Here is a 13,951-nt window from a genome sequence, read left to right on the forward strand (position 1 = left end):
CGTCTTTAGTTGCTTGACGTTGAGCATCGTTAAAGTAAGCTGGAACTGTGATAACAGCCTTGGTTACTTTTTCACCAAGGTATTCTTCAGCATAACCTTTCAAGTATTGAAGAATCATAGCTGAGATTTCTTGTGGAGTGTATTCTTTTCCGTTTGCAGAAACTTTTTCAGAAGTTCCCATCTTAGATTTGATAGAGATAACTGTATCTGGGTTTGTAACTGCTTGACGTTTTGCAGCATCACCAACGATGATTTCACCATTTTTGAATGAAACTACAGATGGAGTTGTACGGTTTCCTTCTGGGTTTGCGATGATTTTGCTTTCAGTTCCTTCAAGAACTGCAACTGCTGAGTTTGTTGTACCTAAGTCAATACCGATAATTTTAGACATGTGTTTTTCTCCTTAAATTTTATATTCTATTTTTCTTTTTGATACTCTTCTTAAGTGGCGGCGCCGTCAGAGCTTGACTTCGTCAATCTCTTTGACTAAACTTTGAGCCTAAGGTCTCAAAGTTTGCGCGAATAGCGCCACGGCGAAGAGTATCGTCTTTGGTTCGCTTCGCTCATTAAAAACAAAGCTGAACGAATGTTTTCTTCCTTCATAGTTTATTGTCGTTTCGGACAAGTTTTCTTTTATGTAAGTTATGACACGAGAAGTCGAAATTATACGCAGTAGCTGATTGGCAGTTCACTTCGCAAACGCTCGTGACCAGCCTAATCAGCCTTGCGGGGGTGCGTCAACGAAATCAAAGATTTCTGACTTACCTCCTAGTTATAAACAACCACCATTGCTGGTCTTAGGATACGGTCATGAAGTTTGTAGCCTTTTTGGAAGACCTGCGCGATAGTGTCAGTTGGGTGCTCATCGTCAGCTGGAACTGTTTGAATAGCCATGTGATAGTTATGGTCAAAAGCTCCGTCAGCTGGGATTTCTTCGATACCCTCTTCTTTGAGAGCATGAATCAAGCTTTCCTGCACCATTTCCAGTCCTTTTTTGACATCATCTGTCAGACCTTCAACGGCAAGTGCGCGCTCCAGATTATCTATCGAAGGCAAAATAGCTTTTGCCAGATCCTGGCTGCGGTATCTTTGCAGCTGCTGGCGTTCTTCATTTGCTCGGCGCTGGATATTCTGCATTTCTGCATGAGCACGGAGATATTTGTTTTCAAAATCTTCTGCCCGCTCATTAGCTAGTTCTAATTCTGATTTTTCAGGGCTTGCTGATTCAGCTTGCTCAGCTGCTTCTACAACTTCCTCTTTTACTTCTACATCTTCTGGATGTTCTTCTTGTTTATGTTTTGCCACAAGGCACCTCCTTTTAGGAATATTTATACTATATTTAGTGGACTTCATAGTGATTACTGCTCAGATAGCGATAGAAGTCGGTCAGTTTCATAGTCAGTACGCGGTTGACGACATTCATCTGACTGACCAGCCGTTGGTAGTCAAGATTGACCGGACCGACAACTGCCAACACCCCAAAGCCTCGATAAGGAATCAGGAATTTGCTGGAAATCAGCGTCAAATCAGCCAAACAGTTTTCTCTACTGTCTGCCACGCGCACGCTTTGCATCTGATCTTCAGCCAAACTATCGCGAATTTCAAAGGCTACTTTCTGCGGGTCATCAAAAAACTGATAAGCTGACAGGTCTGAAAATTCCAAGAGCTGAACCTTGCCAGACAGAATCACATTTTCCTTGAAAATATCACCAAAGATATGCTCAAAGAGCTGGATGACATTGTCCGTCGTAGTGAAATAGCGTTGGATAATCTGCGGAATTTCCGTCCGAATCTTGTAATGGATGTCCAGCACTGTCTGACCCAAGAACCGCTCCCTTACCAGGCCTTTAAGCCTATCCAGGTCTTCTTTTAGGAAGTTGCGCGGAATCATAAACTGACTGGTGATAGTATTGGACTCATCCAGGGTGAAGACTGCCAGAGCCGTATGCTGACTGAGCACAACGATATCAAAAGCTGTCAAGCGCTGCCGACTGGGTTCTACATCCAGTGCAACAACCGTGCATCCACTGAGCTTGGTCAAAAGATCCGCTGCCTGTTGAAGAATGTCCTCCAAGTTGAAAAACTCATGGTCAAAGGCTTTGATAACCTCATAGAGTTCATTCTCAGCGAGACGATCAAAGGACAGAGAATGCTTGACAAAGTATTGAAAACCAGCCACACTAGGCTTACGGCCGCTAGACGTATGCGCCTTTTCCAGAAGCCCCTGCTTTTCCAAAGCCGCCATATCATTTCGGATAGTGGCACTGCTGGAATTGATGGAATCCTGCAGGGCTTTGGAGCCGACTGGCTCGTGAGTCTTGGTAAAGATATCAATAATCAAATTCAAAATCTCATTTTGACGCTCCGTGACCACGGCATCACCTCCAATCAAGATTCTGCTGTCGATTAGCACTCAACAACCTCGAGTGCTAACTCATGATTCTATTATACACTCTTCCACACCAAAGTCAAGACAAAAACTCAAAAAATTAGCACTCTTTTTACAAGAGTGCTAAAAATCAGTCTGGCGACCTAGATTAATCCTCCAGGATTTGCAAATGGCGCATCAAATAGAAAGAAATTCCTGCAAAAAGAAGCAACCAAACTAGCAGAGCCAAAAATTCTCCGCTCCATAAATGGAAATGAGACCAATCTTTCATATAACTACTAAAAAGGCCCATAAAGCTGTAACGCAGCACTTTAAATAACTCCTCGCTCATATTTGAAAACATAGGAATAAATGCCGCCAAGAGCATGGCTGGAACACTAAGGGATTGTGCCATGACCTGATTTTTACAAAACAGACCAACCATTAAAAAGAAGAAAATTAAGACCAGCATGGTCAATAAGAGAACCAAACCATAGCTGAACAGATGATTAGAAAGCTTAGCTCCCACCAAAAGTGGGGTAATAACGATATAAAAAATTCCAATAATCGCTGGCCAGATTAAGGCAGAGAGAATGTATTGACCAGCTGTCACACCAGCCAAGCGCAAACTTTGTAAATTACGTTTTTCTCTTTCCTCAGCTAGGATGATGATGATTGGTGTTCCAACAGACATGGCTAGAGAGAAAGGCAGAGAGATCGTAAGCAACATAGTAGCTAGTTTATCCGCTCCAATTTCCTTACCAGCTCCATTCAGAGAAAAAATAAATTTATAGAGAAAAATGAGGAAAATCGGCATGAAAACCTGCAATAGGATACTTTTATTAGCTAGCGTCACTTGACCTCTCAGCCAAATCATACCTTTTAATTTATTAGACATTTAAGGTACCTCCTGTCAAAGTGATGAAAACATCTTCCAAAGTTGGTTCGCAGGAATGAATACTGATAACATTGGACAAATCCAAGCCTCCTTGCAGTTCCTCAAAGGCCACCGTCTTCGTCGTCAAGTCTACATATTCTAAACGAACCTTCTTATCTGTATTATACTTTTGGATAATTTCATGCGGACTGCCTACTTCAACTAATTTTCCTTTACTTAGCAAGGCCAAGCGATCACACAATAGGGTAGCTTCCTGCATATCATGAGTCGTCAGAAAAATAGTTGTCCCCTGCGCTTTTAGTTCCAGTAGCAATTCGTGAATGGTGCGAGAGGTTGACGGATCTAAACCACTGGTCGGTTCATCCAAGAAGAGCAGTTTAGGTCGATTAATCAAGGCACGCACCAGTAACATGCGCTGTTTCATACCCGTAGATAGTTTTTCAGCCACCTTGTTGCGGCTATCATAAAGCCCCACTTTTCGGAGGAGTTGGTCGACTTTCTCCATACCAACACCAAAGATCATAGCATAGGCCTTGAGATTCTTATAAAGTGACATCTTTTCATAAAAACCACTGCCATCGCTGACAATACCAATCTGCTCTAGCACTTCTGCTTTTAACTCCTCAACCGGTGCAGACAGCACTTGAGCTACTCCAGCATCTGCAGACAACTGACCAGTCAAGATATTGATGGTCGTGGTTTTACCGGATCCAGAAGGCCCTAGAAAGCCAAAAATCTCTCCCTCTTGGATGGAAAAATCGATTCCTGCCAAGGCTTCTTGTTCCTTGAATTTCTTTTTCAAGCCTTGCACTTCAATAATGGTCTTTTTCATTGTTTTCCTCGCTTTCACAACAGTATTTAACAAAACTGCAATCAATCTTTCAGTTCCTGCCTCATTTTCCAAAAACGCAAGGCAATATGGACCAGTTGGCAGAACAGAATGAGCAATATAACACAGTCTATTGCTAAGATTGATTTGAATAATAGACTTGCTTTCAAACTTTTCTGGGAAATATCTAGAATGAGATAAGTCGTGACACACAAAACCATGATGGCTGGTAAAAACCTCCATACAAGCAAACGCTTGACCATCTCTAGCTTAGACCAAGCGTCATTATAGATTTCAAGATCACTATCTGCATCAATCTGAGAAACCGGCTTGCGGAAATAAGAAAATTGATTAAAGTTTGCAATATGCTCCCAGCCGCAATCTGAAAAAAGCTGATAATAGGATTCTTGCTCCGCCTTCTTTATGGGGCGAAAATCTAATTGATAGGCCACTTCCTGAGGCGGGCAGGCTTCAAAAGTATAGCGAACCGCAACAAGAAAGGGAGAATAACTTACTTTTTTCAATTTCCAGCCTTGGCAATGCATTTTTTTAAAATAAGCCGCTTCTCTGTCATAGTCTGCAATAGTAAAGATCTTATAGATAATTTTCTCTTCCATCAAACTTCCTCCTTACTGTTGCGGTAAAGGCGCTCAATCCGCTGGATTTCCAACTCCAAAATCTCTTTCCCAAGCTCCGTGATAGAATAGAGTTTTCTCTTTTCTTCCTCGCGAACAAAGGCTATTAGACCATCTTTTTCCATCTTTGCCAAGGTTCCGTACATGGTTCCCGGGCTGATAGATAGTTGTCCTTCTGTCAATTGCTTGACTTTTTGAGTAATACTGTAACCGTGCCTCTCTTTCTGAAGGCAGAAGAGGATATAAAAACCTGTCTCTGTCATTGGCACATAGACTCTCCTAAGCTTTTCTGTCAATCCACTCATCTTTTCATCTCACTTTCACCTCGATATATCGAACCTTGATACAAAAATTATATCGTAGTCCGATATAGTTGTCAAGGATTTATAAATATTTTTTACAGAAAGTGATTCATTTTTATCTTTCAATACTTGTAGTTGGCTCGATTAGAAGTTAAAAGGATTAGAGAGCTGCATCCTGATAAATCAGCATAAAAAAAGCCAGGAACACCTGACTTACTTTTTTATTTTCCCGCTACCTTGAGTAGGACGATATATTCTTCCAGAACCAGATTGTGCTTCTGCATATACTGGGCATTCTCCACACCGACATAGCGGTAATGCCAATTCTCGAAGTCAACTCCGGTAATGTCACTCTTGCCATCCGGATAGCGAAGGACAAAGCCATACTGCGGAGCTAGTTGGGCAATCTTAGCTGCCAATTCATCCTCCTGACCTTCTGGAGCGCTCATATCAATAGCCAAGCCCGTTTGATGCTCGCTGGCTCCTGGAAGCTGCACCTGCTTCAGCACGATGCTGACTGCTTCTTCATTTGACAAGCCTTTGGCGACTTCCCCAGCAACTTTTTCGTTATAGAGTTCCTCCTGCTCAGCTCGGCTGCGATAGCCAGAGATTAAAGTTTCTTCAGGAGCTATCGCCTGGGCTGCTGCTAGAAATTGCCGAGTATTTTCAGCAATGCGGCTATCGACCTGGATCTCACCAATCTGAGTCAGATCAGGTGTCTTTTCTTCTTGCTGGTTGTCACGATTGACTAAAATCAAATTCCAGTCAGTAGAAGACACCTTGGGCAAATCAGACTGCGAACTCTCTGAGCTAGAAGAGCCCTTCGTAGCAGAACTGCTAGACGAACCCGAAAACTGAATCTTTGCAAGCAGTTCTTGTAACAAGGACGGACGGAAATAAATCGCCGTTCCTCCAGCTGCCAGACACAAGACGATTAAAAACAAAAACGTTAACCCAATCTTCTTAGACTTTGATTTTCTCTTTTCTCTGCGATGTTTAGCGCGCTTCAACTTCTTCCTCCATTACTTTGGCACCAGTCTCACGATAAGACATGTCTCCGATGCAAGCTACTGTGAATTTACCGTCTTCATAGTCTACAACCGTCACACTGCCATTGTCCAAACCATGAGGCTGAGTTCGGTTGATTAGATAGACAAAGGTTCCGATGGTCATGCCGTGGCTGACTACAAGAGCATTGCCGCCGCCAGCAGCTTCCAGCTCCTCAGCTATGGCTGAAAAACCTTCCCAGATTCGGCCACTAAGCTTTTCCCAGTTTTCTGCCCAGCCTGCTGTATCGACTTCTACAAGACCTTCTGCCAACTCAGCATAGCTGAGCTGATGGACATGCTCAATATTGAAAACCCGAGGCATCACACCCATAAAGAGTTCCCCATCATAACCGCCATCAAAACTGCCAAAACACCATTCACGAATCCGCTTGTCAAAGGTATAAGGAATCTGACCTGTCAATCCTAGCTCCTCTAGAATGATGCCCATGGTCTGAATAGTCCGGCCGCTGTCGCTGGAGCGGGCCAATTTGAAATCAAGCCCAGCTTCTCTCAGGCCAATGCCCAACTCATGAATGCCACGTTCCCCAACTTCAGTCAATGGGGTGTCAGACCAGCCTTGAGCCCGACCGATAGTATTAAACATGGTCTTGCCATGACGAACCAAGTATAATCTTGTTTTTGCCATTTCATTTCCTCCGTTATTCTTTTCATATTATACCATTTTATGAAGAAATTGGCGCCATCTGGCTTTCAAAGCAAAAAGCAGGAGTCTCAAAACTCCCGCTCATTCTTGATTTTCTCGGTCCAATATAGCTGCGCCGATCTGACGGTAAGACACATCTCCCAAGGCTTGAATGCTGAAGCGACCATTTTCATACTCCAACACTGTGACACTGCCATTGTCGACATTAGGATTTTTCGTGATATTCTCATCAACCAGATAAGCCAAGGTACCAATGGTCATGCTATGGCTGACGACCAGAGCATTGCCACCGCCAGAGGACTCCACCTCTCTAGCAATGGCTTCAAAGCCTTCTAAAATCCGACCGCTAAGCTTGTCCCAAGGCTCAGCCCAGCCAGCCGAATCCACTTCTACCAGACCATTCGCCAAATCCGGCCAACTGAGCTCTTTGTAATTATCCGTCTTAAGAACTCGTGGGATAACGCCATGAAAGAGCTCACCCCCATAGGCACCATCAAAACTTCCGAAACACCACTCCCGGATGCGCTTGTCATAGCGATAGGGAATCTGGCCAGTCAGACCCAGCTCCTCTAGGATAATCCCCATGGTCTGAATGGTCCTGCCGCTATCACTTGAAAAAGCCTTGATAAAAGGCAAGCCAGACTCTCGCAATCTGATACCCAGCTCACGAATACCTCGCTCGCCTTCGGCAGTCAGAGGCGTATCAGACCAGCCCTGTGCCCGGCCGATAGTATTAAACATGGTCTTGCCATGACGGATAACATAGAGTCTTGTTTTTGACATAGTTTACCTCTTTTATTTTTGTTTGTTATAGTAAATTTTGAAAAAGGCCTTCTAATTCTTTAGGATAAAGAAGAGGGAGAACTCAGTTCTCCGCTATGATAGACAGCGGCTGATCGTGAAATCAGCATCTAATCAACTATAGAGACTTAACATGAACTTTTACGGCATTGATACATCCTAGCAAAATAAAGGGGTAATGGAGCCAATAATTAAGACCAAACTGTCCGGATAAAGCGGCTTTATTAATCGCGATAATGGCTTGCAAAATATTGCCTTCCCCTTGGTAAAAAGAATTGGCATAACCGATTTGAACAGCTACAAAGCTCATTGCTAAAGTAAAAAAGAAACTTGCCACAATTCCTAAAATAGAAATCCCTTTGACAAACTTTTCATAACAAGCAATGCTAAATAGCAGTGTAAAACTTGATATAAAACCCATGGCCAAGGATGCACCTGTCAGGAAGAAGACAAGGCATGCACCAAGCAAGCTAGTCAAGAAAGTCCCGACAATCCCCAGAAAATAATGTATTTTCTGCGGACTTTGATGAGGAAGGGAGCGCTTTGTCACCTTATCCTGTGAGATGGAAATCATCCGCTCATAGCTAGATGGCGTGAGAAAGAGCCAATCTCCTTTGAACTGATACAAGTCTACATCTCCGGTTTCACCGGTTTTCTCACAGGCGCTAACCAGCCCTTGCTCCTCAAAGTAGCGGGTGCAGTCTTCGATAGCCTCCTCCAAAATGTCCGGCAGCAAATCTCGGTCTTGATTAGCCAAAATCTGACAGGCTAGGCTATAGCCAGCTCTCTCAAAATCAATCAAGACCTCGGAATCGTTGATCAGAGCTTCCAAGGTATCTCGACCAATATAACCCTGCTCACATCTGACTGAAAAGAAAATCGCAAATTCATCGCCATCTGTTATGGTCTCTAGATAAAAAGCATAATCCTTTCTACGGCCATATATAATGCCGCTCTCCTTATCAAAATTCAAACCTAAATCAAGGGCCAGCTCAGCTAGCTCTCTTTTATTCATAACCTAAACAATCTCCTTATAATCCCCTACATTTCAAGCATCCAGCTAGACTCAATCCCGCAAACTCCTACTGGGAAACTGAATAGCTGTCCTTTATAATGCTTTCTTAAAAGCTGTTTCAAATCTAGCTTTTTAATTTTTAAAGCTGTGAATGGGCGCTGGAATTTGACCACCCCGCGCGATAAAGGCTGCTGACGAAGCCTGATTGACCTTCATGACCGGAGCTGTTCCCAAGAGCCCGCCAAATTCAATCATATCGCCTTCCTTGCCCTTCGGAATAATCCGCACAGCTGTTGTCTTTTGATTGATAACACCAATCGCTGCTTCATCCGCAATCATGGCCGCAATGGTTTCAGCAGGTGTCTCCTCTGGAATGGCAATCATATCCAAACCTACCGAGCAGATAGCTGTCATCGCTTCCAGCTTTTCTAGATTGAGCGAGCCATTCTGCACAGCTGCAATCATGCCCTCATCTTCTGACACAGGAATGAAAGCACCAGACAGACCACCAACCTGATTGCAGGCCATGACACCGCCTTTTTTGACTTGGTCATTGAGCAGGGCAAGCGCCGCTGTCGTGCCATGAGTGCCAACTGTTTCCAAGCCCATTTCTTCCAAGACACGGGCCACTGAGTCTCCGACTGCCGGTGTTGGAGCCAGACTCAAGTCAACAATCCCGAACTTGACGCCCAGACGCTCGCTGGCCATCTGACCGACTAACTGACCGATACGGGTGATTTTGAAGGCCGTTTTCTTGACCGTTTCAGCGACCACATCAAAGCTCTCACCACGGACTTTTTCCAAGGCCCGCTTGACAACACCTGGCCCAGAAACACCAACATTGATGACCACATCTGCTTCACCGACACCATGGAAGGCGCCTGCCATGAAGGGATTATCCTCTACCGCATTGGCAAAGACGACCAGCTTGGCCGCCCCCATGTCAGAAAGCTGGGCCGTTTCCTTGATAATACGCCCCATATCCGCAACCGCCGTCATGTTAATACCGGTCTTGGTTGAACCGATATTGACAGAGGAGCAGACCTTGTCCGTCTCAGCCAAAGCGCGTGGAATAGAATTAATGAGGATTTCATCGCCTTTTTGATAGCCCTTTTGGACCAAGGCAGAGAAACCACCGATAAAGTCAACACCGATCTCTTTAGCCGCCTTGTCTAAAGCCTTGGCCAAAGGCACGTAGTCACTACTGTCTGTCGCTGCCCCAATCAGAGAAATCGGAGTCACTGAGACCCGCTTATTGACGATAGGAATCCCGAGCTCTGCTGCAATTTCATCCCCAACTGCCACCAGGTCTTTCGCTTTGGTCGTGATTTTTTGGTAAATCTTCTCCGCCGCCCGATCAATATCTGTGTCGATACAGTCCAAGAGTGAAATGCCCATGGTGATGGTCCGAATATCAAAATTCTGCTCCTCAATCATGGCAATGGTTTCTGTTACTTGTCTAATATCCATCCTTCACTCCTTAGATATTGTACATGGCATCAAAAATGGCTGCGCTTTGAATGTTGATTTTAACGTTGAGCTCTTGGCCGAAAGCTTCAAACTCATTGCGAAGGGCCGTAAAATCTTGCTTTTCATCGCTTGACACCAAGGCCATCATGGTAAAATATTCCTCCAAAACAGTTTGGGAAATATCGTCAATATTCAGCCCCAGCTCCGCAATCTTAGTAGAAACTCCGGCTACAATCCCTGTTTTATCTTTTCCGACAACGGTAATAATTGCTTTCATGCTTGGCTCCAATCATTTTTAGTTTGTCTCATTGTAGCATAAATTCGAGGATTTTGTATACTATTTCAGAAAATAAAGGTAGAAGGTTCGGATATTGCAAATAGTACTCGGAACAAGGAAGATCCCCCTATGCTCAGCGATTCATCTGATAGACTATTTGGGGCATCTTTGTATGTTTTTTCTATTTTTAATTGAAAGCGCTTTCGATATTTGTTATACTAAATATAGAATATTTTACACAAAGGAGATTTCCTAATGAACGATTCATACAAGAAGCGTCTCTATACTCAGGCTTTGAGTTTATCAGCCGCTGTATTGATGGCTGTCTTAGCTCAGGGCAAGGCCGCGGCTGACCAGCATAACAGCACTGAGTCACAGCCGGCCGCCAATCAGGTAGAGACTGTCACTCCTGCAACAGAAGCTGCTCAAGCTGCTCCAAATCAGACAGGAGAAAAAGAACAGACTCCTGCTGCTGAGAATTCTGCCGTTTCTGCCGCAGGTCAACCAAGAGTAGCTGCTTCTGAAGAAGCTAAGACCCAGCTGGCTGATGGCACCGTTTATATGTCTGAGTCTGCAGAGCTCAAGGATACCGTCCAAGGACAGGCTTCTCAGGCGGGTAAGCTGACCTGGACTCTGGACAATAAACCGATTGCCGACTGGAAAACCTGGAACATGGACACTGGCACCTTTACTGGGCAACCTTTTCTCACTATCGAGGAAAAAGCCGACGGAAATGACCTTCATCTGAATCTGCAGTTTAAGGAACTTTTCGGACAAGATCTCAGCCTACGCTCTCCCAACAATATCCGCCGGACCTATCGAAACTTTATCGGTAGCCATGAATTGGTCGGTAGAAGTCAGGACCTAGGACTGACCATTCGTAAAAATATCATCTTGCGCCCTTACGAAGACTTCCACAGCCATGCGGAAATGCTGGCATCTATTGAAAAGAGCAGACAGGATGCTAAAACGGACCGCTTGGTACAGATTGAGAACATAGGAAAGAGCGCTCAGGGTCGTGATATCAAGCTGGGTATCATCAGTTCTGACCAAAAGAGCATTGACGACTACCTCAGCACAACTAATCCGCAGGCCTTGACCAAACCAGCAGAGATGCTGGCAGCTCTCAAAAATGGCAACCTAGACTATAAACTGCCTGTGCTCATTAACAACACCCACGCTGATGAACAGCCGGGGATTGATATTATCACAGGTCTCTTTAAGACCTTTGCAACTAAAGACCAAGTCAGCTTCAAAACAAGTGCTGCCGATGGTTCTGAAAAACTTGTCACTCTCAACATCCAAGATTTACTGAAGAAGTTTATCTTCCTCTTTGACTTTACGGAGAACCCTGACGGCGATGTCCTCAACACGCGGGCTCTGGCCAATGGCCTTGACCCTAACCGAGATACTGGCTACCAAGCCAATCCTGAAACCCGCACCGTTGCTGGATTGATTAACAAATGGAACCCAATTGCCCTCTATGATATCCATGGCTTTGTCAAGGAATTCCTGATTGAGCCAGCAACCCCGCCGCATGATCCTAACTTTGAATATGACCTTTTGGCAGACCTCATGCTGGACAATGCCCATCATATGGGGCGGGCCGGCGTTGCCAACTCTGGCTATGATAAATACATCATTCCTAAACTCGACTGGGGAGACGGATGGGATGATTCCTTCTCAGGCTACACAGCTGTTTATGCCATGTACCATGGTATCCTAGGGCATACTATCGAAATTCCAGAGGGCAATCAAGAGTCCTACAAGGCTGGATACTATGCGGTCCTAGGAGGCCTTGACTATCTCGCTAAGAACCCCGACAAGCTCATGGAGATGCGTCTCAACTTCTACCTGCGCGGTATCAATAAAGTTGAAGATCCTAAGGCAGAAAATGAACTCGTCGGACCTGATGGTCAGGTTATAGGCAGGATTAAAAAAGGCCAGGAAAAATTCTTCCCAGACTACTATGTCATCCCAATGGGGCTAGATAAAGATAACGATAGCCAAGAAGCCTTTAATATGATTGACTATTTCAAGCGCAACGGTGTGCTTGTCAAAGAACTCAAGGAAGACAGCGGCAACTATAAAAAAGGTGATCTGGTTGTCGATATGGCGCAAGCTAAGCGTGGCTATGCCAATCATGTCCTCTACAAAGGCTCAGATGAATCCAAGTGGGTAGCTATGTATGCAGAGTTAGTCGTCAACTTCCCTGATATGAAAGGCTTTAAAGCTCAGCCAGTCTTTGGCGACAAGCTCTTTGAAGGCAAGCTAGGAGAGGTGACAGCCCTCCGTGCTACCCGTACTAGCCAGGTTGACAATAAAGCGCCTTATTATGTCATTGCCAATACGTCTGAAAGTGCCGTTAAGGCCGTCAATCAAGCGCTTTCAGAAGAAAAAAAGGTCTATCTGACAGACGATGGCTATATTGTTGATACACCGACCTTTACCAGCCTTCTGAATCGCTATGCCATTTACGGTGATGCCCTCTATAAGATTCCACAGGGACCAACTCTGAAGCCTCTAAAAGTCTACGCACCACCGCATCAATTTTCATGGGCAGGTGTGGACGCACCAGCTCATACTGCCTTAGCTCTGAAGAATATGGGCTTTGAAATCGTCAATCGCCCAGAAGATGCTGACGTCATCGTCCTTGAAAGCAACAACTATGACAAGTCTCTTGTCGGACTCAAGCCAACTATCGTTGTCGGAGGCTCTGCTATGCAGCGCTTGGAAAAACTAGGAATCTTAGATGGATTTGACGCTGAGCGCTTCAAGAACGGCAGTGACTATGAAGGTCTGATGAAGGCCGTTATACAAGACCAAGACCCGCTGACCAGCGGCTACAAGAAGGATGGACTCTTTTACTCCAACTCTGGTAATTGGATTGCCAAGATTCCTGCCAACTTTAGAACTCTTGCCAGCATTGCCGGAAGTGACTTCTATATCGCTGGCTGGTGGCCTGGCAATGAGCAGCTAGCCAACAAAGTCGTAGCCATTGCTGGTACCTATAACGAGAAGCCTCTCTTTGTCTACGCCGGCAATCCGACTAACCGCCTTCACCCTGTTCATTTCTACCGCTGGATTTCCAATGCTATCTTTGGCAGCCAGTTGGCCGAGCTGACTGACCTCCCGAGTCCTACGACACCTGATCCAACCTATCAAGCGCCAAGTCAGACTGTCCTTGACTGGACACCTGCCACTGTCAATCCGCCAGCTCAGACAGTAACTCTGACCTACAACAATCAGACTCTGCCAGAGACCGGAAGCCAAGAAACAACTGCCAGCTTTACTCTAGCTGGACTCCTAATTGCAGGAGCAGCTGGACTCTTCCTCTTAAAGAAGAAGGAAGACTAATACTTAAAAACACACCTCCCAATTGATACGGGAGGTGTATTTTTAGTTATAAGCTCTGCTATTTTTCCACATAGGTATGAAGAGGATAGGTCGGATAGGCCAAGTCACGCGCCAACTCTGAAGTTACATAACCTGCCGGTGCGTCTAACACAGATGGGATACGATTGACAATGGTAGCACAGGTCAAAGCTACAGTATCAGGCTTGCTGACTGAGAAGACTAGATTTGGCACACCAGTAATTTCCCAATCACACATATCTCCGTCATTTTCACGATAGACCTTGCC

Annotated in this window: 14 protein-coding genes and 1 pseudogene; 1 reads left to right on the forward strand and 14 read right to left on the reverse strand. The window is 44.9% G+C overall.

The window, feature by feature from the left end:
- The 13 genes from RWS24_RS09855 to RWS24_RS09915 all read right to left on the reverse strand — a co-directional run.
- A partial coding sequence (locus tag RWS24_RS09855) for an Hsp70 family protein (protein ID WP_314367067.1) occupies positions 1–391 on the reverse strand: 391 nt, incomplete at its 3' end.
- Positions 392–768: 377 nt separating this feature from the next.
- Positions 769–1,305, reverse strand: coding sequence for a nucleotide exchange factor GrpE (gene grpE / locus RWS24_RS09860; RefSeq protein ID WP_314367070.1), 537 nt, complete (start codon positions 1,303–1,305; stop codon positions 769–771).
- A gap of 34 nt (positions 1,306–1,339) precedes the next feature.
- A complete protein-coding gene (hrcA, locus tag RWS24_RS09865) occupies positions 1,340–2,374 on the reverse strand; it encodes a heat-inducible transcriptional repressor HrcA (protein WP_314367099.1) in 1,035 nt (344 codons plus the stop codon).
- Positions 2,375–2,537: 163 nt separating this feature from the next.
- A complete protein-coding gene (locus RWS24_RS09870) occupies positions 2,538–3,266 on the reverse strand; it encodes an ABC transporter permease (RefSeq protein ID WP_314367072.1) in 729 nt (242 codons plus the stop codon).
- A complete protein-coding gene (locus RWS24_RS09875) occupies positions 3,259–4,098 on the reverse strand; it encodes an ABC transporter ATP-binding protein (RefSeq protein ID WP_314367076.1) in 840 nt (279 codons plus the stop codon). Before RWS24_RS09875 ends, RWS24_RS09870 begins: the two co-directional genes overlap by 8 nt.
- Before the next feature lie 41 nt (positions 4,099–4,139).
- The gene (locus tag RWS24_RS09880; protein WP_314367078.1) at positions 4,140–4,712 is read right to left on the reverse strand and encodes a DUF2812 domain-containing protein; all 573 of its coding nucleotides are present in this window, start codon (positions 4,710–4,712) and stop codon (positions 4,140–4,142) included.
- Complete coding sequence (locus tag RWS24_RS09885) at positions 4,712–5,035, reverse strand: PadR family transcriptional regulator (RefSeq protein ID WP_314367081.1); 324 nt, start codon at positions 5,033–5,035, stop codon at positions 4,712–4,714. The genes RWS24_RS09880 and RWS24_RS09885 overlap by 1 nt, the downstream gene beginning before the upstream one ends.
- A gap of 218 nt (positions 5,036–5,253) precedes the next feature.
- Entirely contained in the window at positions 5,254–6,042 is a 789-nt protein-coding gene (locus tag RWS24_RS09890; protein ID WP_314367084.1) for a M15 family metallopeptidase, read from the reverse strand.
- Entirely contained in the window at positions 6,029–6,727 is a 699-nt protein-coding gene (locus tag RWS24_RS09895; protein WP_314367087.1) for a histidine phosphatase family protein, read from the reverse strand. Before RWS24_RS09895 ends, RWS24_RS09890 begins: the two co-directional genes overlap by 14 nt.
- A gap of 99 nt (positions 6,728–6,826) precedes the next feature.
- Entirely contained in the window at positions 6,827–7,528 is a 702-nt protein-coding gene (locus RWS24_RS09900) for a histidine phosphatase family protein (RefSeq protein WP_314367090.1), read from the reverse strand.
- Positions 7,529–7,664: 136 nt separating this feature from the next.
- Positions 7,665–8,561 carry a hypothetical protein gene (locus RWS24_RS09905; RefSeq protein WP_314367092.1) on the reverse strand — a complete coding sequence of 299 codons (897 nt, stop codon included), beginning with the start codon at positions 8,559–8,561 and terminating at the stop codon, positions 7,665–7,667.
- A gap of 132 nt (positions 8,562–8,693) precedes the next feature.
- A complete protein-coding gene (locus RWS24_RS09910) occupies positions 8,694–10,031 on the reverse strand; it encodes a PFL family protein (RefSeq protein WP_314367094.1) in 1,338 nt (445 codons plus the stop codon).
- A 10-nt stretch (positions 10,032–10,041) separates the two neighbouring features.
- A complete protein-coding gene (locus tag RWS24_RS09915; protein ID WP_002893729.1) occupies positions 10,042–10,308 on the reverse strand; it encodes an ACT domain-containing protein in 267 nt (88 codons plus the stop codon).
- 255 nt (positions 10,309–10,563) lie between these two features.
- Between RWS24_RS09915 and RWS24_RS09920 the strand changes: the two genes are divergently transcribed.
- Entirely contained in the window at positions 10,564–13,665 is a 3,102-nt protein-coding gene (locus tag RWS24_RS09920; protein ID WP_314367096.1) for an LPXTG-anchored zinc carboxypeptidase, read from the forward strand.
- A 58-nt stretch (positions 13,666–13,723) separates the two neighbouring features.
- On the opposite strand, the pseudogene RWS24_RS09925 reads toward RWS24_RS09920, so the two are convergent.
- Positions 13,724–13,951, reverse strand: a pseudogene (locus tag RWS24_RS09925) (dihydrodipicolinate reductase); the annotation flags it as partial.

This window comes from uncultured Streptococcus sp. (assembly GCF_963528215.1).
Lineage (GTDB): Bacteria > Bacillota > Bacilli > Lactobacillales > Streptococcaceae > Streptococcus.

What these genes read in the sequence shown, in the direction of transcription:
- RWS24_RS09870 (WP_314367072.1), bottom strand. Translation starts at nt 3,266, where the DNA reads ATGTCTAATAAATTAAAAGGTATGATTTGGCTGAGAGGTCAAGTGACG.
- RWS24_RS09875 (WP_314367076.1), bottom strand. Translation starts at nt 4,098, where the DNA reads ATGAAAAAGACCATTATTGAAGTGCAAGGCTTGAAAAAGAAATTCAAG.
- RWS24_RS09880 (WP_314367078.1), bottom strand. Translation starts at nt 4,712, where the DNA reads ATGGAAGAGAAAATTATCTATAAGATCTTTACTATTGCAGACTATGAC.
- RWS24_RS09885 (WP_314367081.1), bottom strand. Translation starts at nt 5,035, where the DNA reads ATGAGTGGATTGACAGAAAAGCTTAGGAGAGTCTATGTGCCAATGACA.
- RWS24_RS09895 (WP_314367087.1), bottom strand. Translation starts at nt 6,727, where the DNA reads ATGGCAAAAACAAGATTATACTTGGTTCGTCATGGCAAGACCATGTTT.
- RWS24_RS09900 (WP_314367090.1), bottom strand. Translation starts at nt 7,528, where the DNA reads ATGTCAAAAACAAGACTCTATGTTATCCGTCATGGCAAGACCATGTTT.
- RWS24_RS09905 (WP_314367092.1), bottom strand. Translation starts at nt 8,561, where the DNA reads ATGAATAAAAGAGAGCTAGCTGAGCTGGCCCTTGATTTAGGTTTGAAT.
- RWS24_RS09910 (WP_314367094.1), bottom strand. Translation starts at nt 10,031, where the DNA reads ATGGATATTAGACAAGTAACAGAAACCATTGCCATGATTGAGGAGCAG.
- RWS24_RS09915 (WP_002893729.1), bottom strand. Translation starts at nt 10,308, where the DNA reads ATGAAAGCAATTATTACCGTTGTCGGAAAAGATAAAACAGGGATTGTA.
- RWS24_RS09920 (WP_314367096.1), top strand. Translation starts at nt 10,564, where the DNA reads ATGAACGATTCATACAAGAAGCGTCTCTATACTCAGGCTTTGAGTTTA.